Raw genomic sequence first — 24,544 nt, forward strand, 5'->3', positions numbered from 1 at the left:
GAAATTTCTCCGATCCTAATTTTTCTCCTATTATACAAGAAATACCCTATAGAACAGACTTTTTTTTAAGTGTCTATTCTATAGGGTACATTTTACTCGTTTGCTCTTTCTGTTTTTACTTCGTATGTGGCAGAAAAGCTTCTATGCATGGCCGGATTCTCCCTCCCACCTAAAAAGAAAGGTTTTATGTCGATTTTTCAATTTGTACTTATATATATGAGCTTCTTTGGCATAAGAGAAGGAAAATTGGTATACTATAACCAAATTACGGAGGTGTTTTCGCAATGAATCATTATAAAGACGATAGTTACGCCTTACATACAGATTTATATCAAATCAACATGGCTTATACATATTGGAAAGATGGTATTCACGATCGCCGTTCTGTTTTTGATTTATATTTTCGAAAGCTTCCATTTGAAAATGGCTATGCCATTTTTGCTGGTCTTGAAAAAATTATAGAGTACATAGAAAATTTTCGTTTTACTGAAAGTGATATCGCTTATTTAACAGAATTACAATTTGAAGAGGACTTCCTTCACTATTTACAAAACATGAAATTCACAGGAACTATTCGCAGTATGCAAGAAGGAGAAGTTGTTTTTAATAATGAACCATTATTACGTGTCGATGCCCCACTTGGTGAAGCACAAATTATCGAAACAGCTCTATTAAATATTGTGAATTACCAAACATTAATCGCTACAAAAGCGGCACGTATGAAGCATGCAGCAAACAACGATGAACTCTTAGAATTTGGTACACGCCGCGCTCATGAATTTGACGCTGCCCTTTGGGGAACACGCGCAGCCTTTATTGGTGGATTTTCTTCTACAAGTAACGTCCGAGCTGGAAAACGATTTGGTATTCCAGTGGCTGGTACCCATGCCCATTCCTTTGTTCAAGCGTATCGTGATGAATATGTTGCATTTAAAAAATACGCTGAAACACATAAAAAATGTGTCTTTCTAGTTGATACATACGACACATTAAAATCTGGTGTACCAAATGCCATTCGAGTCGCAAAAGAATTCGGAGATTGCATTGATTTTTATGGTATTCGTCTTGATAGCGGGGATATGGCCTATTTATCAAAAGAAGCAAGAAAGTTACTTGATGCGGCTGGATTTACAAACACAAAAATTATCGCTTCTAGCGATTTAGATGAATATACAATTATGCACTTAAAGTCTCAAGGAGCTAAAATCGATGTATGGGGTGTTGGCACAAAACTCATCACTTCCTTTGAACAACCTGCATTAGGGGCTGTTTATAAATTAGTTGCAATTGAAGATACAAATGGCACATTAAATGATACGATTAAAATCTCTTCTAATCCTGAAAAAATCACAACACCAGGACTAAAGCGAATTTATCGAATCATTAATCGCGTTAATAGTCATGCAGAAGGCGATTATATTGCTTTAGAAACAGAAGTGCCACAGCAGGAAGAACGTTTAAAAATGTTCCATCCTGTTCATACGTATATTAGTAAATTCGTGACAAACTTTGAAGCACGCGAACTTCATCATGATATTTTCACAAACGGTAAAAGAACATATGAATTGCCTAGCATATTAGACATTCAAAAATACACAGAAAGCACCCTATCGCTATTTTGGGAAGAATATATGCGAACGTTAAACCCTGAAGAATATCCTGTAGATTTAAGTCAAAAATGCTGGGATCATAAAATGAGTTATATCCAAACTGTTCGGGATCAAGTGACAAAAAATATCCAAAAATAAAAAGAGAAGCATTCGCTTCTCTTTTTATTTTATAAGTTTTTCACTCTCAATACACGCATCGCATTTAGCACTGCAATTAATGTAACACCAACATCTGAGAAAACAGCTTCCCACATTGTTGCAATTCCAAATGCACCGAGTAATAGAACAAGGCCTTTTATACCAAGTGCAAAGATAATATTTTGCCATACAATATTGCGTGTACGTTTCGCAATTTTAACAGCCGTTGCAATTTTTGAAGGTTCATCTGTCATGATAACAATATCTGCTGCTTCAATGGCTGCATCAGATCCTAAGCCACCCATTGCGATTCCAACATCTGCTCTTGCTAATACTGGTGTATCATTAATACCATCACCAACGAATGCAACTTTTTCTTTCGCCTGTTTCATCGCATCAATTTTTTCAATTTCTTCTACTTTTTGCTGCGGCAATAATTCAGCATGAACTTCATCTAAACCAAGTTCCTTACCAACAGCTTCCCCAACTAATTTCGCATCACCTGTTAACATTACTGTTTTCTTGATGCCAAGTTCTTTTAATTTTTGAATCGCTTGTTTTGAATCTTCTTTTACTTCATCTGAGATAACAATATAACCAGCATATACACCATCTACAGCAACGTGAACAAGTGTACCTACTGTTTGAGGTTGCTCGAATGGAATGCTTTCTTTCTTCATTAACTTTGCATTTCCCGCAAAGATTTCTTTCCCTTGTACTTTCACAACTGTACCATGGCCAGAAATTTCGCTATAATCTTCAATTATATTTTCATCAATCGATTTTCCATAGCTACTCCGAATAGATTGTGCAATTGGATGGTTTGAATATACTTCTGCACAAGCTGCATATTCAAGGAGCTCTTCTTTTGTCGTTGTTCCGCTTGGCTCCATCTTCGTTACCTTGAATACACCTTTTGTTAATGTTCCTGTTTTATCAAAGACGATATGTTTCACATCATTCAATGCTTCTAAATAGTTACTTCCTTTGATTAAAATACCGCTTTTAGATGCTCCGCCAATGCCACCAAAGAATCCAAGCGGAATAGACACTACCAATGCACATGGACAAGAAATAACTAAAAATACTAATGCACGATAAATCCAATCTGAGAATGTAGCACCTTCTAAAATAAGTGGTGGAATAAACGCTAATGCCGCTGCCGTAATAACTACGACCGGAGTATAGTAACGCGCAAATTTCGTAATAAAGTTTTCTGTTGGCGCTTTTCGGCTACTTGCATTTTGCACTAAATCTAAAATCTTAGATACAGTTGATTCATCAAATTCTTTTGTTACTTCAATTGTTAATACACCATTTTGATTCACAAAACCACTTAATACATCATTACCAATTTCTACTTCACGCGGTACAGACTCACCTGTTAATGCTGAAGTATCTACCATTGATGTTCCCTCAACTACTTTCCCGTCTAACGGTACTTTCTCACCCGGTTTAACAATAATATAGTCCCCAATTTTCACATCTTCTGGCGATACTTGTTTTGTTTCATTTCCAATTTTCACATTCGCATAATCAGGACGAATATCCATTAAGGAAGTAATTGATTTTCTCGAACGGTTTACAGCAATATTTTGAAATAGTTCACCCACTTGGTAAAATAACATAACCGCAACTGCCTCTGGATATTCTTTAATGGCGAATGCCCCTAGAGTTGCAACCGCCATTAAAAAGTTTTCATCAAACACTTGACCGCGTGTTATATTTCTTACAGCACGCCAAACGATATCGCCACCAATAAGTAAATATGCAATAACAAAGAGCGAGATAGTCATTATCTGAGGTAGTTCAGCTAATGCAGCAATGCCTGTTAAAACACCGCCAATCGCTAAGCGCCATAGCATTTTCTTCACAGTTCCTTCACCATGATCGTGACTATGCTCATGACTTCCTTTCTCTTCACGTACAACTTTTACATGCGGCTCTAACTTATGAACAATATTTTTTATCTCTTGCACCGTCGTTTCAAGCTCTTTTTTATTCGTAACTTCTATTTTTAATTTTTTCGATACAAAATCAACAGAGGCTGCCGAAACCGCAGGCATTTCTTTCACCTTTGTTTCAATCTTCATCGCACAATTTGCACAATCTAATCCTTCTAATACGAATACTTCTTTGGCAACTTTTGTTTTTTGTTCATCCTGTACTTTAATATGCGGTTCTAATTTCGTAACAAGCTGTTTTGCTTCCGCAACAACATTATTTTCTTTATTTTGTTCTGTTTCTAAAACCATTGTCTTTGTTGCAAAGTTCACAGAGCAAGAAGAAACACCATCTAATCCTCCGACGCCTTTTTCAATTTTCATCGCACAGTTCGCACAATCTAACCCTTCTAACACAAGTTTTCGTTTCACTAGCGCTTCTGCCATCTTTCTCCCCCCTTGTGCTTTCCTTTTCTATTCTTCTTCATTTACATGTTCGAATGCTTGCTCAAAGATATAAATTACGTGATGGTCAGCTAATGAATAATAGACAACCTTTCCCTCTTTACGGTTTTTCACAAGTTTTGCTTGCTTTAATACACGTAATTGATGTGAAATAGATGATTGCGTCATGCCAAGTAAATAAGCTAAGTCGCATACGCACATTTCCGCTTCAAATAATGCATGTAAAATACGTGTACGCGTACGGTCACCTAATACTTTAAATAATTCTGCTACTTTGCCTAAACTTTCGTCAGCTGGAATTGTTCTTTTTACTTGATCAACAACTTCTTCATGGATAATTGTTTGAGAACATGCTTCTTGACATGTTTCCACTTTATTTTCAGCCATTATAGCTCACCTCTTTATTTGAACATATGAACAACTATTCATATATCTTATACTTTTATTATATGAGTGATTGTTCATATGTGTCAATAAAATCCGCGCTGAATTTTTTGAACATTTTGTTCATATTTAAACTAGAACATATATAGCATATTCTCCGCATACTGTATATTCTTCATGCAAAAAGAGGATGCAGCTAAAGCTTTAATCCTTTAGCACATCCTCTTTATCCTTATCTATTCGTCCTTCACTGCATCAACAATTAACGAAGCAAATCCTAACTTTCCGTCCTGATTTCTATGATCAAAACGTTTAGAACGATAAATAAATCCTTCTTTCTCATCCCAATCATTATAATGAAACTCTCCACTTTCATCGCAATATTCCAAAAGCCTCACCTGAAATCCCGCACTCTCAAACATGGATGTCATCGTTTTATAATTATGAACAATTTTATGACTCGCCGCTGGATGATCTAACGGTCCGGGTCCCCCAACTTGTACACCCTCTTGGTATTCTTCATCTGGGAAAAAGCTATCCGGAACGGCACACCGAATATAACCACCATGCTTTAAAAATCCATAGCATACTTTCGCTGCTTCTATGCCTTCTTCATACGATAAATGTTCCCATACATGCTCTGCTAAAATTGCCGTTAAAGAGTTAGGATTAAACCTTTTGATCCAATCTTCTCTTTTTAATAAATTCAATTCTTCTTCATTCGTATGTAACCAACCTGGATTATTATTAAATTCTCCTGCACCAACAACGATTTTGAATTCATCTTTTACAACCATTGTTTCACCCCTTTATATATTTCAACATACAAATTTCTACAAAATGCTACTTTTTCCTCCTCTGTACAAAAGAAAAAGCCTTGCGCGCTCCCTAGGCGCACAAGGCTTACAATTCATTATATCCCCTTAATTAGCTTTTTCTAAGCTATCTTGCGAACTTGCATCTTCTTTTAAATGACTATGTTTTTTCGAGTAAACAAAGTACACAACTACTCCGATTGCTAACCAAGCACCAAAGTATATCCATGTTGTTAATGGTAAATTTAGCATTAAGAATAAGCAACATGCGACTGAAATAATCGGTAAGATTGGCACAAGCGGTACCATAAATCCACGCTTTAAATTCGGATGCGTTTTACGCAGAATGATAACCGATACACCAACCATCGCAAATGTTAATAATGCTCCAATATTCGCTAAATTCGACAATTCTTTTAAATCGATAAATCCGGCAATTAAAGCACTACCAATTCCTGTTAACCAAGTTGAAAATATTGGTGCTTCTGTCTTCTTATTAATTTTCGCAAAAGATTTTGGCAATAAACCGTCACGGCTCATTGCAAAGAATACACGTGTTGTTGCATAGATGTAAGCAAAAATTACAGCCATAATACCAATTACAGCTCCAATTGCGATTACACCAGCTACTTTATCCTGTCCTACCACTTCTAGTACATAAGCCATCGCTTCTGGTACATCTAATTCTTTATAAGAAACCATACCAGTCATAACGAGACAAACTGCAACGTAAATGATTGTACAAATAACTAACGAAGTAATAATACCAATTGGAAGATCACGTTGTGGATTTTTTACTTCTTCTGCTGAAGTTGCTAATGCATCAAAACCTAAGAAAGCAAAGAATACTGCCGCTGCTCCGGAAAAGACTCCGCTTATGCCGTACGGTGTAAATGGTACCCAGTTCTCTGGTTTTACGTAGAATACACCAACTGCAATAAATAAGACAACAATACCAATTTTAATTAATACCATTGCGTTATTTACACGTTTACTTTCTTTCATACCACGCGATAATAACCAAGTTAGTATTAATGTAATAACCACTGCTGGTAAGTTCACAATACCACCTTGTGATGGAATCGTTAACAATGCTTTTGGAATTTCTATTCCAAATCCACTTATCAGGTTATGGAAGTAACCCGTCCATCCACCAGCTACCGCTGCCGTTGTTAAAACATATACTGATAGTAACGTCCATCCCATTAAATGGGCTACAAACTCACCAATTGTTGCATAAGAATATGTGTACACACTACCTGAAACGGGCAGTGTAGATGCCACTTCTGCGTAACATAATGCTGCAAATCCACAAACAATGGCCGCAATCATAAATGAAAAAATAACTGCTGGACCAGCATCTCTTGCTGCTACTAATCCAGTTAATACAAGAACTCCTGTACCGATTATCGCACCAATCCCTAGCATTGTTAGGTCAAACGCCCCTAGTGTTTTCGTCAAAGTCTTACTTTGACTTTGACCTAACAGTTGCGTAACGGATTTCTTTCTAAATAGGTTGGCCACGATGTATGCCCCCTTTTACTAAGAAGAGCTAAGAGGTCTTCTCTCTTAGCTCTATCATGTTGTATAAAATATTGTTCGATTTTTATTGTGTATTATGCCTCAATTAGCAAGATACAGTTTCTTCTAATAATTCTTTTGCACCTTTGTACTCTACACCATGAGCTTCTGCAACTGCTTCGAATGTTACATAGCCGTCTAATGTATTAAGACCTTTTAATAATGCAGAGTTGCTTAGGCAAGCTTCTTTGTAGCCTTTGTTTGCAATTTGTACTGCATATGGCACTGTTACGTTTGTTAATGCAAGAGTTGATGTACGTGGAACCGCGCCTGGCATGTTTGCAACTGCATAATGAACAACGCCGTGTTTTTCATAAGTTGGGTTATCATGAGTTGTAATGCGGTCAGTTGTTTCGAAAATACCACCTTGGTCAATCGCGATATCTACTACAACAGAACCTGGTTCCATTGATTTAATCATTTCTTCTGTTACAAGTTTTGGCGCTTTTGCACCTGGAATTAATACCGCACCGATTACAAGATCAGATTCTTTTACAGCTTCTGCAATGTTGTAAGGATTAGACATTAAAGTTTTCACTTGGTTACCGAAAATGTCATCTAATTGACGAAGACGTTCTGCACTTAAGTCGATGATTGTTACATCCGCACCTAGTCCAACTGCAATTTTAGCAGCATTTGTACCAGCTTGTCCACCACCGATAATTGTTACTTTACCACGTTTTACCCCTGGAACGCCTGCAAGTAAGATACCTTTGCCGCCTTTGTTTTTCTCAAGGAACTGTGCACCAATTTGTGCAGACATACGACCAGCTACTTCACTCATAGGTGCAAGTAATGGTAAAGAACGGTTTTCTAATTGTACTGTTTCATAAGCGATAGAAACAACTTTCTTTTCAATTAATGCTTTTGTTAATTCTGGTTCTGGAGCTAAGTGTAAATATGTGAATAAGATTAGACCTTCGCTAAAGTGCTTATATTCGCTTTCAACTGGCTCTTTAACTTTCATAACCATATCCATGTTCCAAGCTTCTTCAGCTGTATCAACAAGTTTTGCTCCTGCTTCAACATACTCAGCATCTGTAAAACCAGATCCTAAACCTGCACCCTTTTGAATGAATACTTCGTGATTGTTACGAATTAAATGTACAACACCAGCTGGTGTCATTGCCACACGGTTTTCGTTGTTTTTAATTTCTGTTGGTACCCCAATACGCATAATAAAATGCCCCCTTATAATTAACAGAAAAAAGGAATTCTTTTTTCTTTTTATAATAATTAATAACTTATGTCCTTATTCTAGCATAACTTAAAAGTTATGAAAACGCTAACATACTAATTTAAAAGAAGTTTTTATATTGGGAATAGTGTAAATATAAAGAACTTTATTTCACAAGGGAGTTTCATGTTTTTTTATTCTCTTTCCTTCTTTTCTTATTATCTATCATTCTATTTTCATTATAACCATAGAAACTACACATTCCTTATTTATTATTTGACAATAATATAACAATGTAAAAAACCAACATAAACCGCATACATATGCACTTTAAATCCCCTGTAACATTTTAGAAATATATTCTTTTTATATAAATCCATTTTGATTTTTCAGCATATAAATCGCTACTAAGAAGAACGAAAGGTGATCTGCACTCGGTTTCTCTCTCTGTTTTAACCTGGCATAGGGCAGAAAAAGGATCTGACCGCTTCTATGCATAGCCGGATGCTCTCGTACCTCTAAAAAGAAAGGGGTTTTCATGCCAGTTTTCAACTTGTATTTAAGAAAACAAACATGTTAAAAATCAAAGAAGTGAATCAACAACAAAGGCCTATCCCTGTTGTGGATAAGCCTAGTGAAATCATCTATAAAACAATTCGTTTTTCAGTTTCAGCATCAAAATAATGAACTTTATCCATATTCAAAGCTAGATCCACCTTTGATTGACTGTGCACATCAGCAGAGGCGTCAACACGTGCAACAAAGGATTGACCATTGATGTTGGAATACAGATATGTTTCGGATCCCATTAATTCTGACACATCAATCGTCACCGTTACTTTTGCATTATAAGGTAAGTCTGAAATTGCTTTTCCGTAATAAAAATCTTCTGGACGTATCCCTATGATGATTTCTTTATTGGCACACCCTTTGTTTCGCAAACTTTTCATCTTCTCTTCCGGAACTTCAATTTTCCACTTATCAATCATAACCGCATTTTCTGTTAATGTTCCTTTGAAAAAATTCATTCCAGGAGAGCCAATAAATCCTCCAACAAATACATTCTCTGGATTTTCATAGACTTCTTTAGGTGTACCGACTTGTTGTATAATACCATCCTTTAGTACAACTAAGCGCGTCGCCATCGTCATAGCTTCTATTTGATCATGCGTGACATACACTGTTGTTGTTTGCAGCTGCTGGTGTAATTTTGTAATCTCAGCACGCATTTGAACGCGTAGCTTCGCATCTAAGTTTGACAATGGCTCGTCCATTAAGAACACTTTTGCATTCCGAACAATCGCCCGTCCTAAGGCAACACGCTGACGCTGTCCACCTGAAAGTGCTTTTGGCTTTCGTTCTAAATATTCCTCAAGCCCAAGTATCTTCGCTGCATGTTTCACACGTTGGTCAATCTCCGTTTTACTATATTTTCGCAGTTTTAACCCGAACGCCATGTTATCATAAACACTCATATGCGGATAAAGAGCATAGTTTTGAAAGACCATTGCTATATCTCTATCTTTTGGTGTAACATCATTCACACGCTTTCCATCAATATAAAAGTCTCCCTCTGAAATCTCCTCAAGTCCTGCAATCATACGTAATGTCGTTGATTTTCCGCATCCTGAAGGTCCAACCAAAACGATAAATTCTCCATCATTCACTTCTAGATTAAAATCTTTTACGATTGTCACATCATGATCATATTTCTTATAAATATTTTCGAATGATAGCTGAGCCATAATTGCCTCCTATAATTTTAGCTATTTTGAAAGATACTGTTACAATATTGATCACACCGTTGTTTTATCCCGCATTAACGGGCAGTAAGATCCCCGCCTCAAGATTGAGAGAGAAGCAAAGAAGATAGGTGGGGGATAAAAACCTGCCCCCACTGATGGAAGTTTCACTTTATAAAACTTTGCAAATATCCTTCATGCTGTCTAAAATATAATCCGCTTCTCCTTCTAAATCTTCCTTCCTGCTCGCACCTGTCAGGACACCCACTACTTTAATATTGCTATTTCTTGCAAATCTAACGTCTGTTAATGTATCCCCTACCATGAGCACATCTTCTTCAGCCAGTGAAAATTTCTCTTTGAACACATGATAAAAATCACTTGCAGGTTTTGTTTTATGAACACCGTCATCTGCACCTAAAAAGTCCACATAATCATATAATCCTGTCATTTTAAGTGAATGAATAGCTGCATCAACATCGTCCGCTGTAACAACTCCAATTACATATTCATGGTCTTTTAAATATTGTAATGTTTCCTTTGCGCCTTCTACTTCTGTAAATACGAGATCATCTGCTGTAGAGTGTTTTTTGAATAATGCACATACATCATGAATAAAGTTTTCTTTATTCACATGTTGATTTTCTAATAACGAAAACCATGCAGCCGCAATAAAGTAATTTGTGCGACAAGCTAGTAAACTTGTACTCTCAAAATCGTTATCACTCATACCAATAATCTTTAGGTAGTCATCTCGTTTATTTTTTTCATTTGGATACATTTGAAATATATCATCTAGCACACGATGAACAATTTTGTACCAGACCGAATCTAGCTGTATTAGTGTTCCATCTTTATCAAAAATAATTCCTTTATTCACCTTCTGATCCTCCTAAAACTTCATACCATGTTTTAATACCCTGACGCTTAACGTTATTATGAATAGGATTTATAAACGCTACTAACTCATCATCTTCCCAACCTTCAATCCTAGCATATGCTCCTTCATTTAAAGAAAAATCAAAGGTCACTTGGCCGCCGAATTCTTTTTCGATCATTTGGCCATTCACAATCATTCTCCACTCGCACGGTTTATCTGTACGAATGTTGTAACGAATATTCCCTTGAACCTCATCGCCAACATAAATGGTTTTACCTTCGTTTTGAATATCTATCTCTAATTTTCTAAATCGAGAAAAATAAATTCTGCCTTTTGAAATAGCATCCTTTAAATTGTTAATAGATAAACCATTACATAATACATACGTTCCTGGGTCACCATAAATCGATGGGTCATTAGATCCTGGGAACGTTTTAGATGGATGTAAATGAGAATCACTTCCTCCTATCCCCCAGATTTTAAGACCACTTAACCACATTTGATCGAAGAACTTTAAAGCTTCTAAAGTAGATGGTTTGCTTTTCTTATAAGTTGGATCACACATGATTTCCATTGTATGAATATTTTCTAAGTTAATATCAATTTGGTTCGCCCAAGGCTTCATAAATGGATGATTCACGCTAATTAAATAACCTTTTTCTTTCATGAGAGAAAATAGTTCATTCATGCTTTTAGCGTTAAACGATTCATCGAAACACTTTGTAAAATTAACATATTCCTTCATACCGAACATATTGTAATGCCCGTAAGGAGTTGTAAGTTCCATAGATGGTATAATTAATGTGTTTCCTTTTTGATACGATGGCATGACAATGTTGTGTTCCGTCGCATATAAAAAATCCAACTCTTGTTTTTCACATACGCTCATTCCCAGTTCGTCATCTATCTCGCCATCCGTTAAATTTGTATGTTCATGAAAATCTCCTTTGTACCAACGATGCTCTTCATTTATTACCTTTTCAAAATTGTATTCATCAATAAAGACATTTTCCTTGCAAAAATGCTCTCGATTATATTCTTGTTCTAACTTGTCATTCACTAATATATTTACTGTATAGTCAACTTTTCTTCCGGCAAACTTTACTGCTTTATTTGCACAATGAGGGATATATACTACTTCTAATTCCCAATTACCAGACGGTATTTTCCCTCCAACACAACCAGCTGAACAAAACTTTGAATCTTTTGCAACAACTAGTTTTCCATCAACAATTGGTGTTTGATACTGTATACGTACAAAACCGTTAGGGTCTCTCAAGATTAATAAAAGCGGAATTTTTCGACTGATTCCTTGATCGATAGTTAATGTAAAATTGACAATATCGGTTGAATCCATTAGAAAAGAATGTTTATTTTTTACGAATGGAGACAGACTCATAGTACCTTTCATTTCAATCATGATTCCCACACCTTTTTTGATATTTTAATGATAGAATCATAGAGGTACTTCTTTGATTCAAAAGCACCTCACGTTTCTCTTCAAAGTAATACATGAACAGGTTTATTTCTTCTTTTTCAGCACTTTATCCAACTCTTCCTGCGCAACCTTAGCTGCTTCATCTAATGCTTTTTTTGCAGGGACTCCTTCAATTTCTACTTTATCCTTTGCTACATTTAACGCGTCATTGATTTTACCACCTGTTGGATCCGTAAATGGTGCAACTCCATATTGATTCGCTTGCTCTAATGGAACTAATGCTTGTGGTTGTTTTTTAACAAATTCAGCATAAGGACCATAATCTGTTACATTGTTCCGAACAGGGATATAGCCTGTTGCCATTGACCATTCAGCCGTTTTCTCAGTGCTTGTTGCAAATTTCATAAAGTCATATGCACCTTTTGCTACTTCTGGATCAACATTTCTCGTTAATGTGAATAAATACGTTTCTAATTTTGGTGCTGGTTTATGATTACCCCAAGCTGGTTGTGGTAATGCTCCAAATGTGTTAAGGCGTTCTTCCTCAGTCATTCCTTTACCTAACGATTTAAAAACAAATCCTTGGTCACCAGATGATCCTGTAAATCCTAACGTTCTACCTTCAACTAGATCGATTATTGTTTTATCCCAATACTCCCAACCAGTTCCACCTGAATGAATATTCATAATTTTATCTTCATGAATCCACGTACGGAATTTTTCCCATACCGTAACCCAAGTGTCATCGTTGATTAACACTTTTTTACCATCTTCACTTAATACATTTCCGCCAGCACTGCGAACCGCATCAATTAAGTTTGACGTACCCCACATCGGCATCCAACCTGCGTATGTGACATTTCCATTTGCATCGCGTTTTGCTGCTTTTTTCGCTACTTTTTCTACGCCTTCCCACGTCTTTAAATCGTCAGCAGTAAAGCCATTTTCCGCTAACGCTTTTTTATTGTAATAAAAAACTTGAGTTGTACCGTAAAAAGGAATTCCATATAATTTCCCGTCAATTGTTGCTTGATTCATAAAACCTTTTCCGTAATCTTCTTTGTTAAATTGCTTATCATCTTTAACATATTCATCTAGAGGTACAATTAACTTTTTCTTAGCATATTCTTGAATGACGTCTGAACCTAACAACGCAATTGCTTCTTGATTATTTGCTGCAAATCCACTTTGAAGCTTTTGATAAGACTCATCGTAGTTACCTGCTTTTGTTGTTTTCACTACGTACTTGTCTTGACTTTTATTGTATTCCTCAACAATCTTGTCTACTTTGTCTGCAAGTGAACCACCTACTCCATTAATAAACGGAACAACAATCTTATTTCCCTCTTTACTTGCTTTAACAGTATTCCCTTTTCCACCTGAACAGCCTGCAAGTGCACCAACAAACAATGATACAATTGTTAGAAGCATGAATAATTTTCTCATCCCGAATGTCTCCTTTATATTTAGTTAACCTTTTATTCCTGAATCAGTAACGCCTGAGAGGAACCATTTTTGTAAAACTAAAAATACGATTAAGAGCGGCACTGTGGCGATTGTACTTGCAACCATAATGTGTGACCAATCTCGGCCTAAGGAACTATTAATGAAATAATCAGCAATTCCGTTAGTAATTAACTTTTGCGTATTATCTTTCAAGATAAGAGCTGGCCAAATGTAATTATTATAATTCCCAATAAATGTAACTAAACCTAATGTTACAAATGAGGATCGCGTCATTGGAAAAATAATCTTCCAAAGGATACGCCAATCACTCGCTCCATCAATTTTGGCTGCTTCTACTATTTCATAACCAACCTTGTGGAATGATTGTTTTAAATAGAAAATACCGAATACACTAACAGCCATAGAAATGATGTATCCAAAATGTGAATCAAGTAACCCCACTTTTCCTAACATCACATATACAGGAACATACGATACAGCTCCAGGAATCATGTAGGTTGCCATGACAACACTAAACGTTAAGTTCTTCCCTTTGAACTTATAAAATGCCAACATATAAGCAAAGAGCGCAGACGAAATAAGTACATATATAGTAATAATGAAAGAAGTATAAAAACTATTAAATATATACGTGTTAAATGGCAGAATTTCTAATACTTGACGATAATTTTCCCAGTGAAATTCCTTAGGCCAAAAGCCGCCTTGTAATACTTCACTAGATGTTTTAAACGAACCAAGTACCATCCATATGAATGGAAAGACAAACAAGATACTTGATACCACTAAAAAGAGATGCTTTATGATTAATGGAGTCTTTTTCATATTATTCATCAATAGTTCACCCACTTATCACCTATTATCTTGTTTATAACAGATAGTAAAATTGTAATGATTAATATAATAAATGCGATTGCCGTTGCAGACCCCATATCGAACTGTTCAAACGCTTGTTGGAAGAATAAATAAAGTAATGTTCGCGTCGATCCACTCGGTCCACCTTGTGTTAAGATTTTAATTTGATCATAAGCCTGTACCGAAGAAATTATATTGACAACAACTAAGAAGAAGGTTGTTGATGAAACCATCGGTAGTGTTACATACCGAAATTTCTGCCATGAATTCGCTCCATCAATACTGGCTGCTTCATACAAACTATCTGGTACTTTCTCTAATGCACCGATATAGAAAATCATCGTCCATCCAACTAATTTCCATACTGTTACAATAATGACCGCTAGCATGGCTGTATGACTACTCTGTAGCCAGTCCAAGCTCGGTATCCCGAAAAAACCTAGCACCTTATTGATAGCTCCAAATTTAGGTTCATATAGAAGGGACCATACAATGGATACAGCTACTGTTGGCGTTACCCAAGGTGAGAAAATTAGTAATTGATAAATTGCAGAACCTCTGAACTTCTTTCGGAAGAACAATGCGAAACCTAAACCTAATACAATCGTCGGAACAACTGTCCCAATTCCGAAATAAAGAGTATTTAACAATGCCTGTATAAAAGAATCCTGTGTAAACAAATTAAAATAATTATCTAAACCAACAAAATTAAAATCATTTGTCATGAAATCCCAGTCTGTAAAACTAATACCTAAACTAATTAAATTCGGAATAATCCAAAACAACATTAGAGGTATTCCAACCGGTAATAAAAAGAACACAGCTTTTGATAATTTTATTTGCATTCTCGTCACCTCCTAATTCATATTGTACGGACACATTATTAACACAATGTTGTTATTATGTTAATGAATTGTAAAATCAACATAAAAACAAAACAAAACAATATATTTACAAAAAAATATAACAAAAAAAACTATTTCTCATTAAGAAATAGTTTACTTCAAGATTTTCTTTCTATATGGTTATTACTTCAATTCCTTTATTTACTAGGGCATTTTGCCATCTTTCATCGAGTTTAGCATTTGTATACAACGCATCAATATCCTCAAAATTTCCGCTTTTATAAAACTTTGTTAAATTAAACTTTGACTCATCTATCATCATCACAACTTGTTTTGCATTTTTCTTTAATTGCTGAAAAATTTGTGCGTCCTCAATATATGAACACGTCAGTTCCTTTTCTAAAGAAATTCCATCACACGAAGCAAATAATTTATTAACAGTAAATTGGTCAAGATAGTTTAACGTCATTTCTCCAGACAATGCTAATGAATTGGAATTTAACATGCCACCAAAAACTATTAATTTGCAATCAAATGAATCATACTGTTCTTTAAGCTCAATAACTTTATTGACAGCTGGTATCGAGTTTGTCAGGATTGTCAAATTCTTTTTATCATGTATAAAATCCAAAATTTGCATCGTAGTCGTCCCAATTTCAATTGCAATAATATCATTATCTTCTACCAGTTTACTTGCTTCCATAGCAATTTTTCGTTTTTCTTCAATATTCTCAGATCGACGTTTGTCAAAATAAAATTCAATGGTATGATCTTTTTTCTTAACTGCACCACCATGTATTTTCGTAAGCTTACCTTCCTTATGCATCATATCTAAATCTCTTCGAATTGTTTCTGTGGTAACATTTAACGCCTTTGCTAAATCATTCACCATCACTCGATTATATTTTTCTAGCTCATCAAGTGTGTATTTTCTTCTCTCAAATTGTGTATAAGACTTCATTCAATTAACACCTCTTTATATTACACAAAATATACATCGTTCTAAAAAAACTTATAAAAACTAGAACGATACCTTAAAAAAAACACTATTTCTAGCAGTATAAAACCATCTTCTCTATTCTGTTTCTCTTTACTCATTTACTTAAAGTATAGTGTAACTAGTCAATAATTTCATCTAAAAGGCAAATTGTATAGTTTAAGAATTTTTCATTCATACTTTAACTGAACAATCTACATCACAAAATGTGTTCTCTCTTTATATATTCAGTCTGATTTTCCGACATATACATCACAGCTATGAAATTAAAAAGAGAGCTCCACTTGTTTTATCCTTTTGGTTTCACACGGCATGGGGCTAAAAAAGGCTCTGACCGCTTCTATGCATGGCCAGATCCTCTCTTCCACCTAAAAAGAAAGGTTTTTTTGTACTTATATAATAAAAAACAGCTGCCGATATTTAACTGGCAGCTGGATAACTCATAAATAATTTGGAAAATAAATCTTCCGTTGTTTCTGTAATCTTCTCAAACATATCCGTTCCACTTTCGTCTTGCTCTTTCATCATCTTAATGGTTTCTTTTGCATCCTCAGGATAGTCTGTAATAATCCCATCGACATTAAGTTTATAATATTTCCTTAAGCTTTCCATATCATTTACAGTCCATACATAAATCGGTTTATTTAATTTATGAGCTGATTGTACTAATTGCTTATTCAACATATATTCTTCTGCTACATAAAAATCTGCTTGAACATCTTTTAAATTTGCTACGCTTGCATATAGTACATATCCTACTTTTATATCTGAATTTATACGCTTAAATTCTTTAATAAGCGGATAGTGCAACGTTTGAATTATACATTGCTTTTCAAAGTCATTATCTTTAATTGTTTTTAATACCTTCTTTACAAAATCTTTTTCATTCTCATTCCCATGCAGTTTCACTTCTATATTAAGTTTTATCTTGTTTTTTGCAAGCTTAATAATCTCATCAAGTGTACTAATTTTTCCAGAGAATCCATCTTGACTAAGAGTAAGTTCCCGTAGTTCATCCATCGTCAAATCTGATACATGTACATTCGCATTGGCAAGACGCTTTAATTTCAAATCATGTATCACTGCCAATTCACCATCTTTTGTCTGCAATACATCAATTTCAGCATAATCTGCTTTTGCATCAATCGCACCTTGCACTGCCTCTTTCGTATTCTCTACTCCTTTTGAAGTATATCCACGATGAGCCATAATCACTGGCTCTTTATAGGAATTCGAAATAAACGTCACAATGAACGCAACAACCATACCAACTGTGAAAACCCCAACAATATATACACCAATAAACTTCAAACGATGCTTTTTAAAGAAACATTTATCTGCTTTTGTTTTTGAATAATCTAATCCCTCTTCTAATAGAACATCTTCAATTGAAACCTTTTGTAAATATAGCCTTGTCAATGCCATAATATAAAACGGTGTTACAATAAAGCTAAATAAATAAAATGTACTCGTTAAGAATACCGATAGAGTTGATTCTGCTAATAAAGCAAAAGTTCCTTTTGGATTTGTAAATTCATACACACCCCATAAAAATAGCAAGTATATACCTGTAACTAAAACAAATACGATTCCAATTGAAAGCAAAAAGCCAACTAAAAAGAACAACACTTTAAAGAAACTTTCTTTTACCAAATTTGCACTTTTGCGTGCAGCTGTACGGAATGTTTTTTCTTCTAAAACAATAATCGGTAACACAAAAATCCAACGAAGATTCAAGTATGCAACTACAGCAAAGAAAGTGTAGTAACCGATTTGCCCCATTGTCGTTTTAAACAATTCACCTGTAATAAAATTTGGAATTTGAATTTCTGGGATTAATGCAGATTTATATCCTAAGCTTAATAGAGGTAACAATACAACAGCATACAAAATAAATCCTGGTAAGCAGTATGTAAAAAGAGAAGGTAAATACGTTACCGTTTTATACAAAATTGGGCGTAATTTCACCTTTTGTCGTTTATGCGCAAAATATGAAATAATAATAAGCACTGCAAACTCTGTAAAAATGAGGAAGAGCGCCAATATCGATAAAATTAAAATAGCTGCAATACCATATGGCGTTTTCAAAAACGCTAGCAATTCATCATTTGTCGCATTTGCATAGCCGCCCCAGTATAATAACTTATTAAAAATCATACGGAATAGTGGTATAAATACAATCGCTGCTAATAATTTATAACCAAGCTGAAAAGTCAGCACATTCCAAAAAGCAAATTGTACCGTTTGAAAGGAGTGTTTCATGACTCCTGGTATAGATAGTCTTTTACGGTGTAGCATAAACTCCTCCAAATTCTAAAACTATATTGAGATGGATTTCATATATATACATCAATTAAAAAACCGACATAAAAACCTTCTTTTTAGGTGGGAGAGAGCATCTATTCATGCATAGACGCGGTCAGGGGGCCTTTTTCTGCCACATGCGAAGTAAAAACAGAAAGAGCAAACGAGTGTAGGTTACTTTTTATTCTACATAGCAGAGATTTAGATGTCGAAAAATTAAAATGGATTTATATATTTCCAGTTCGTATCCATCTTTTTTATAATAATATATTCCGCTTAACATGAACACTCTTATACACACTCATAAAAAAGAGTGATGGTTCCTTTCCCCCATCACTCTTTCTCTAGTTTATTTTTTCTCTAACCCTTGTCCAAATGCTTTTAGAAAACTAAAGCCAAATGTAATTGCTCTATTGATATCAGGATCTTTTAAGACTTTAAAAAAGTCCATAACCTTTGTTTTTTTACCTGTTTTTAATTCATCTGTCGCAAATTGTAATCCTGTCACTAAACTTGATGTTACCTGTTTTGTTATTTCTGGATCTACAGAAGATAATGCTTCTCCTGCCCCCATCATATTATTTAATGCATTTTTTACTGGTTCACGATTTAATTGCTCAACAGCAATTTTAGAAACATCTTCTTTTGCGGCAAGCAAGCTGATCGCAGCATCTAAAATTCCCGCTTGCTGTAATTGTGCCAATAGCTGCATCGTTTCTGCTACTGCCTCTTGGTTCTCCGCTAATTGTGTTAACAGTTCATCTGATAACTGTTGTTTCTTTTCTTCCTCTGTTATAACTTTCTTTTGAATCAATGTAATTTCTTTTGCCACTTTCTTCGCCCCCTAATTCTGGTCCACAAGTGATACGTATTGTTTTCTTTGCCATTTTTGTTGAATTTCAACACCATTTTGCGGATGACGTTTTTTATCTCTTGGGTTTGAAGCAGGTAACGGACGATTTCCTTTTTCACGCAATACGCGCATTTTCACCATCGTTTGTTTATAAGCTGGTGTACAAGTATATAGGTCTGTCGCTGTTCCTGTTAAAATATTAATCGCTTCTTCATTTACTGTCGCGTGCATCGGTAAATATAACTCGTTTCCAGTTACACGATCTGTAATAAGTGCCTGTACTTTGATTTTTCCAAACGGTGATGTAAGTTCTACAAGGCCACCATCTTTCACATTCCGCTCAGCAGCAAGCTCTGGTGAAATCTCAACAAACACCTCAGAAATTTTAGATAAAATCCCTACTGATTTATTAGTCATATTTCCTTCATGGAAATGTTCTAACATACGACCATTATTTAATAATAAATCGTATTCTTCCGGCGCTACAACTGGTGGTATCCATTCATCTAATGACAGGCGCGCTTTCTTATCAGGGAAGTTAAAACCATCCACGTATAATAATGGTGTATCACTACCATCATCGCTACCCCAACATAAACTATTCCATCCTTCTAAACGATCATATGTTGCTTGTGAATAATACGGCGCGAGTGATGCGATTTCATCCATAATTTCACTTGGGCTTTCATAATTCCAATCACCACCGAGAGCACGGGCTACTTTTTGCAGGATCCACCAATCTGGTTTCGAATCACCGAGCGGTTTCATAACTTCATATAAACGCTGAATACGACGCTCTGTATTCGTAAATGTTCCTTCTTTTTCTAGACTTGGTGCCGCTGGTAAAATCACATCAGCAAAACGAGCTGTTTTTGATAAGAATATGTCTTGAACTACAAGGAAGTCGAGATTACTTAAAATGTGCTGCACATGATTCGCATTGGAATCGACTAATGCCATTTCTTCTCCCATTACGTACATACCACGGAGTTTTCCTTCCTCTGCAGCCGCAAGCATTGCAATGTTATTCAGCCCTGGCTCTTTTGGAATTGTAGTACCATATGCTTTTTCAAATTTCGCACGAAGTGTATCATCCGACACTGCTTGGTAGCCTGGAAGCCAGTTCGGTAATGTTGCCATATCACAAGCACCTTGTACGTTATTATGACCACGGAGTGGATATGCACCAGCACCTGGGCGACGATAGTTACCTGTTACAAGAAGTAAGTTTGAAATCGCTGCAGATGTTGTACTTCCTCCTGTATTTTGTGTAACACCCATACCCCAAAGTACACAAGTACCATCTGCTTCATATACCATACGAGCCATTTCTTTTAATGTACCTTGAGAAATACCTGTAATATCTTCCGTATAATCAAGTGTATACTTCTCTAACATCTTGCTATATTCATCAAAGTTCTTCACATTTTCATCTAAGAATTTCTTATCGTGCCAACCTTGATCAATAATATATTTTGTTATTCCCGCAAGCCATACATAATCAGTTCCTTGACGCGGATGAACAAATAGGTCCGCACGCTCTGCCATTTCATGTTTACGTAGGTCTGATACAATCAGTTTTTGCTCATGTAATTTATGGGCACGTTTCACACGAGTAGCAAGTACAGGATGCCCTTCCGTTGGATTCGCTCCCACAATGATAACAAGGCCAGCTTCCGCAATATCTTTCACTGTCCCTGCGTCTCCACCTATACCAACAGTTTTTGTTAAACCATCGCTTGCTGGAGATTGGCAATAGCGGGAACAGTTATCTACATTATTTGTTCCATATATTTGACGAGCTAACTTTTGCAGCAAATAGTTTTCTTCATTTGTTACTTTTGAAGAAGAAATAAATCCAAATGCATCGCTACCGTATTCTGATTTAATATGCTGCATGTTAGATGCAACAACTTCTAACGCTTCTTCCCATGATGCTTCGACAAACATATCTCCTTGACGAATCAATGGTTTCGTAATACGATCTTCACTGTTTACAAAATCCCAACCGAATTTCCCTTTTACACATGTTGAAATTCCATTTACCGGTGCATCTGATACAGGCTGTACTTTTAAAATTTGACGATCTTTCGTCCATACTTCAAACGAACAACCAACACCACAAAATGTACAAACGGTTTTCGTCTTGTTGACCTTCGTTTTACGCATTGCAGATTCCACTTCTGAAACAGCTAAAATACTACTATATCCAGGCTCTACGTCCTTTACAAAATCAATCATTGGGTCTAACACATCCGGTTTCAACCCAGTCATAAATCCAGCTTCTCCTAGCATCGTTTTTTCCATTAATGCGTTACAAGGACAAACTGTTACACATTGACCACAACTTACACAGGATGAATCATTAATACTAACGCCATTGTCCCATATAACACGAGGTCGATCTAAACTCCAATCAATGGATATCGTTTCGTTTACTTGTAGATTCTGACATACTTCTACGCACTGTCCACAAGCAATACATTGGTTCGGATCATAACGATAAAATGGGTGCGACATATCCACCTCACTCGCACTCACTTTCGGCTCATATGGATATTTCTGTTCTTCAACCCCCATCATATGTACCGTATTATGAACTTTACAGTTACCATTGTTGTTATCACATACTGTACAATACAATAAATGGTTCTCTAATATTCGATCCATTGCTTCCGTTTGCGCTTCTTTGGCACGCGCTGATTTTCTTTCAATATGCATACCGTCTTCCAATTTTGTTGAACAAGCACGCATAAGTTTTCCGTCCACTTCCACAATACATGTATCACAAGTTTGAATTGGATCTACTTCTGGTACATGACAAATCTGTGGATGCTCTAAATTACTTTCGTTAAATAATTGCAGTATCGTTTTTTCACCAGATGAAAGAAATTCTTTTCCATCAACAGTTACACGAATGTTCTGTTCTGACATGGTTTCCCCTCTCCTTACAACTAACTGTACAATATAGTTATGAATCCGCTTTCATAACTATATTGCTACACATATTTTTGAAACACCCTGTTGAAATCCTATCTTAGAAGTTGATTCTAGATGATAAAGGTATAAAAAATGACACTATTCTACTACTCTATTATATCGTAAATATACGATAATAACCAAAGTAATCTTCTATATAAATCCATTTTAATTTTTCAACATATACGTTGCTGCTGTGCAGAATAAAACATGATCTACACTCGCTTTCATCCTTACATGTGGCAGGAAAAGGCCCTGACCGCTTCTATGCATAACCAAATGCTCTCGCTAACCTAAAAGAAAGGGGGCTATACGTCCATGCCCATCAACTTAAGATTTTAAAGTACCCCTAAATGTAGCTTTGTAAAAAAGATTGATTAAAACTCACTTAGAATTCTTTAAAGGTATTAATACGTCGCGACTTTATTTTAAACATCGCATCTTTTTCAGAAACATCGTGACTTTATTCCAAAGCCACACCATCAACCTAGAATTTTGAAGTATCCCCAAAACGAAAATTTCATCCTTTCATAGTTGTCCATAGGAATTTAGTTTATTTTTTTCGTTTTGGGAAAAATGTATTTCTCAACTTGATAGCGATGGGGCGGTACCCCTAACTTTAAAATCAACCTTTATTGTATATTTTGGAGTTACTTGATGTTTACGTAAAATTCATTTGCTATGATTTAATTCCTGGTTCCTTGTTTTCAATATGTTGTTATAAATTTTATAAGCGCTATAGCCTAATAAGCCTCCACTTGTGTTTAATATGAGATCATCCACATCAAAACTTCCAATGGAAAAAACGATCTGTAAACATTCAAAACATAGACTTAAGACTAATGATAGAATTAGCACACCTTTAAATGAGATCATTTTGTTTTTTGAAAAAAACAAAAGAAAAGTACCGTATGGTATAAATATTATGATATTCCCAAACAAATTGATTAAATCATGATATGACAGACTCTGCACATTATTGGATATCGATTTAAAAGGAATAAAATTACCAGATTGCAATTGATTCATGATATTAATAGGATTATTTAGATTACTATTGATTTGATACCAAAGAAAATCTAATTCAATCGGACCTAACTTAAAGAGGATAACTTTGATTAACAGATACATATATATGATAAATAGGATCGGTACAACAATATTTTTCATTAATTTTGTATAATTCATTGCATATTCTCACTTTCTTAAAATTTAATGGTATTAATCAAGAATAGACGTTACTATTACTCGGCGTACCGCCAACATTTTAACGAAAATACACGCTAAGCAAAATTCGACATGAGAAAACGTTGATTTTACTACTCTAAGCGATATCGTCAATCTCAAAAACGTAGGTATTTGAGACAAAGACACTTTCAAAGTAAAAAGTGTTAAAAATAGCTTAAATAGTGTCTCAAAACTCATCTTTAAATCAAAATCTCAATTCAAATCATGTTATTGAGTTTTGAGAATCCCTTAGCGTATAAAAACGTTAAAATGTGCGTGTTACCCCTAAAAGTAAAATCTCATCTTTGCTACTGTAAAAAAACAACTAGCTCCCCGCAAGAGGTGCTAGTTGACGTAAAATTCGTTATTGGAAGTTGATTAATATTAGCTTATTTGTCTTATAAGTTAAATCGAGAACAATTAGATCCCCAAATATTTCAGTTCTTTTTGTATGTTATTTAAAGCAAACCTCTTTCATTTTTTAAAGAAGTTCTTTGGTTCGTTTGAAGATAATCTCCAAAGAACTCGTGTATCCTGAGATTGTTAGAGTAAGGACTTGAACAAATTCCCAACCATCCTCAGCATGTTCGATAATAATACGCTTATAATCTTCTTTGGGTTGCCCTTTCCATCTATCAATTTCGACTTTCACAAATTTGTAATCATACATATTCTCTCCCCCTTTTTTCCTAATTGTACCATTTAGAAGAAGCGATGTATTGTACTTTTTTGACTGTATACTCTATACACGTTCGGTTAAGTCGGGTAAGCGAGGGGCATCACTGCCCCTAACTCCCCTAAGAACCGTACGTGACAGTTTCCCATCATACGGCTCAAGCCTTCTTTT

The 24,544-nt window shown here is 35.4% G+C and carries 18 protein-coding genes; 1 reads left to right on the plus strand and 17 read right to left on the minus strand.

Translation table 11 applies throughout. From position 1 onward, the window contains the following. Window positions 1–284: 284 nt before the first annotated feature. Entirely contained in the window at window positions 285–1,748 is a 1,464-nt protein-coding gene (locus ACIQ7L_RS27710) for a nicotinate phosphoribosyltransferase (protein ID WP_400573383.1), read from the plus strand. Between the two features lie 29 nt (window positions 1,749–1,777). Here ACIQ7L_RS27710 and ACIQ7L_RS27715 read toward each other — a convergent pair whose 3' ends face one another. The 17 genes from ACIQ7L_RS27715 to ACIQ7L_RS27795 all read right to left on the minus strand — a co-directional run bounded on the left by ACIQ7L_RS27715 (window position 1,778) and on the right by ACIQ7L_RS27795 (window position 24,367). Next, the gene (locus ACIQ7L_RS27715) at window positions 1,778–4,138 is read right to left on the minus strand and encodes a heavy metal translocating P-type ATPase (protein WP_400573385.1); all 2,361 of its coding nucleotides are present in this window, start codon (window positions 4,136–4,138) and stop codon (window positions 1,778–1,780) included. 27 nt (window positions 4,139–4,165) lie between these two features. Next, on the minus strand, window positions 4,166–4,543 hold the full coding sequence (locus ACIQ7L_RS27720) for an ArsR/SmtB family transcription factor (RefSeq protein ID WP_400573387.1): 378 nt from the start codon (window positions 4,541–4,543) through the stop codon (window positions 4,166–4,168). Window positions 4,544–4,776: 233 nt separating this feature from the next. Continuing rightward, entirely contained in the window at window positions 4,777–5,337 is a 561-nt protein-coding gene (locus ACIQ7L_RS27725) for a class I SAM-dependent methyltransferase (protein ID WP_400573389.1), read from the minus strand. Window positions 5,338–5,463: 126 nt separating this feature from the next. After that, the gene (locus ACIQ7L_RS27730) at window positions 5,464–6,879 is read right to left on the minus strand and encodes an amino acid permease (protein WP_400573391.1); all 1,416 of its coding nucleotides are present in this window, start codon (window positions 6,877–6,879) and stop codon (window positions 5,464–5,466) included. A gap of 103 nt (window positions 6,880–6,982) precedes the next feature. Further along, window positions 6,983–8,113, minus strand: coding sequence for an alanine dehydrogenase (ald, locus tag ACIQ7L_RS27735; RefSeq protein ID WP_400573393.1), 1,131 nt, complete (start codon window positions 8,111–8,113; stop codon window positions 6,983–6,985). Window positions 8,114–8,757: 644 nt separating this feature from the next. Next, the gene (locus tag ACIQ7L_RS27740) at window positions 8,758–9,858 is read right to left on the minus strand and encodes an ABC transporter ATP-binding protein (protein WP_400573395.1); all 1,101 of its coding nucleotides are present in this window, start codon (window positions 9,856–9,858) and stop codon (window positions 8,758–8,760) included. Between the two features lie 169 nt (window positions 9,859–10,027). Further along, on the minus strand, window positions 10,028–10,735 hold the full coding sequence (locus tag ACIQ7L_RS27745; protein ID WP_400573397.1) for an HAD family hydrolase: 708 nt from the start codon (window positions 10,733–10,735) through the stop codon (window positions 10,028–10,030). Beyond that, window positions 10,728–12,155, minus strand: coding sequence for a CehA/McbA family metallohydrolase (locus ACIQ7L_RS27750; RefSeq protein WP_400573399.1), 1,428 nt, complete (start codon window positions 12,153–12,155; stop codon window positions 10,728–10,730). Before ACIQ7L_RS27750 ends, ACIQ7L_RS27745 begins: the two co-directional genes overlap by 8 nt. A 102-nt stretch (window positions 12,156–12,257) precedes the next feature. Then, entirely contained in the window at window positions 12,258–13,619 is a 1,362-nt protein-coding gene (locus tag ACIQ7L_RS27755) for an ABC transporter substrate-binding protein (protein WP_400573401.1), read from the minus strand. A 24-nt stretch (window positions 13,620–13,643) separates the two neighbouring features. After that, window positions 13,644–14,462: a carbohydrate ABC transporter permease gene (locus tag ACIQ7L_RS27760; RefSeq protein WP_400573413.1), complete on the minus strand. Its 819-nt coding sequence runs from the start codon at window positions 14,460–14,462 to the stop codon at window positions 13,644–13,646. Window positions 14,463–14,470: 8 nt separating this feature from the next. Beyond that, window positions 14,471–15,337 (minus strand): carbohydrate ABC transporter permease, encoded by an 867-nt coding sequence (locus ACIQ7L_RS27765; protein ID WP_400573403.1) that lies wholly within the window; start codon window positions 15,335–15,337, stop codon window positions 14,471–14,473. Between the two features lie 172 nt (window positions 15,338–15,509). Then, the gene (locus ACIQ7L_RS27770; RefSeq protein ID WP_400573405.1) at window positions 15,510–16,298 is read right to left on the minus strand and encodes a DeoR/GlpR family DNA-binding transcription regulator; all 789 of its coding nucleotides are present in this window, start codon (window positions 16,296–16,298) and stop codon (window positions 15,510–15,512) included. A gap of 456 nt (window positions 16,299–16,754) precedes the next feature. Beyond that, window positions 16,755–18,632: a glycerophosphoryl diester phosphodiesterase membrane domain-containing protein gene (locus ACIQ7L_RS27775; protein ID WP_400573407.1), complete on the minus strand. Its 1,878-nt coding sequence runs from the start codon at window positions 18,630–18,632 to the stop codon at window positions 16,755–16,757. A 355-nt stretch (window positions 18,633–18,987) separates the two neighbouring features. Then, window positions 18,988–19,470: a helical membrane plugin domain-containing protein gene (locus ACIQ7L_RS27780; protein WP_097896559.1), complete on the minus strand. Its 483-nt coding sequence runs from the start codon at window positions 19,468–19,470 to the stop codon at window positions 18,988–18,990. 12 nt (window positions 19,471–19,482) lie between these two features. Further along, window positions 19,483–22,425, minus strand: coding sequence for a formate dehydrogenase subunit alpha (gene fdhF / locus ACIQ7L_RS27785; RefSeq protein WP_400573409.1), 2,943 nt, complete (start codon window positions 22,423–22,425; stop codon window positions 19,483–19,485). A 717-nt stretch (window positions 22,426–23,142) separates the two neighbouring features. After that, window positions 23,143–23,658: a VanZ family protein gene (locus tag ACIQ7L_RS27790; protein WP_400573411.1), complete on the minus strand. Its 516-nt coding sequence runs from the start codon at window positions 23,656–23,658 to the stop codon at window positions 23,143–23,145. Window positions 23,659–24,178: 520 nt separating this feature from the next. Continuing rightward, on the minus strand, window positions 24,179–24,367 hold the full coding sequence (locus tag ACIQ7L_RS27795) for a DUF4177 domain-containing protein (RefSeq protein WP_002151872.1): 189 nt from the start codon (window positions 24,365–24,367) through the stop codon (window positions 24,179–24,181). Between the last annotated feature and the right edge of the window lie 177 nt (window positions 24,368–24,544).

This window comes from Bacillus sp. NPDC094106 (assembly GCF_044764345.1).
Lineage (GTDB): Bacteria > Bacillota > Bacilli > Bacillales > Bacillaceae_G > Bacillus_A.

Coding starts and splice junctions, on each gene's coding strand:
- ACIQ7L_RS27710 (WP_400573383.1), top strand. CDS start 285: ATGAATCATTATAAAGACGATAGTTACGCCTTACATACAGATTTATAT.
- ACIQ7L_RS27715 (WP_400573385.1), bottom strand. CDS start 4,138: ATGGCAGAAGCGCTAGTGAAACGAAAACTTGTGTTAGAAGGGTTAGAT.
- ACIQ7L_RS27720 (WP_400573387.1), bottom strand. CDS start 4,543: ATGGCTGAAAATAAAGTGGAAACATGTCAAGAAGCATGTTCTCAAACA.
- ACIQ7L_RS27725 (WP_400573389.1), bottom strand. CDS start 5,337: ATGGTTGTAAAAGATGAATTCAAAATCGTTGTTGGTGCAGGAGAATTT.
- ald (WP_400573393.1), bottom strand. CDS start 8,113: ATGCGTATTGGGGTACCAACAGAAATTAAAAACAACGAAAACCGTGTG.
- ACIQ7L_RS27740 (WP_400573395.1), bottom strand. CDS start 9,858: ATGGCTCAGCTATCATTCGAAAATATTTATAAGAAATATGATCATGAT.
- ACIQ7L_RS27750 (WP_400573399.1), bottom strand. CDS start 12,155: ATGATTGAAATGAAAGGTACTATGAGTCTGTCTCCATTCGTAAAAAAT.
- ACIQ7L_RS27755 (WP_400573401.1), bottom strand. CDS start 13,619: ATGAGAAAATTATTCATGCTTCTAACAATTGTATCATTGTTTGTTGGT.
- ACIQ7L_RS27760 (WP_400573413.1), bottom strand. CDS start 14,462: ATGAAAAAGACTCCATTAATCATAAAGCATCTCTTTTTAGTGGTATCA.
- ACIQ7L_RS27765 (WP_400573403.1), bottom strand. CDS start 15,337: ATGCAAATAAAATTATCAAAAGCTGTGTTCTTTTTATTACCGGTTGGA.
- ACIQ7L_RS27770 (WP_400573405.1), bottom strand. CDS start 16,298: ATGAAGTCTTATACACAATTTGAGAGAAGAAAATACACACTTGATGAG.
- ACIQ7L_RS27775 (WP_400573407.1), bottom strand. CDS start 18,632: ATGCTACACCGTAAAAGACTATCTATACCAGGAGTCATGAAACACTCC.
- fdhF (WP_400573409.1), bottom strand. CDS start 22,425: ATGTCAGAACAGAACATTCGTGTAACTGTTGATGGAAAAGAATTTCTT.
- ACIQ7L_RS27790 (WP_400573411.1), bottom strand. CDS start 23,658: ATGAATTATACAAAATTAATGAAAAATATTGTTGTACCGATCCTATTT.
- ACIQ7L_RS27795 (WP_002151872.1), bottom strand. CDS start 24,367: ATGTATGATTACAAATTTGTGAAAGTCGAAATTGATAGATGGAAAGGG.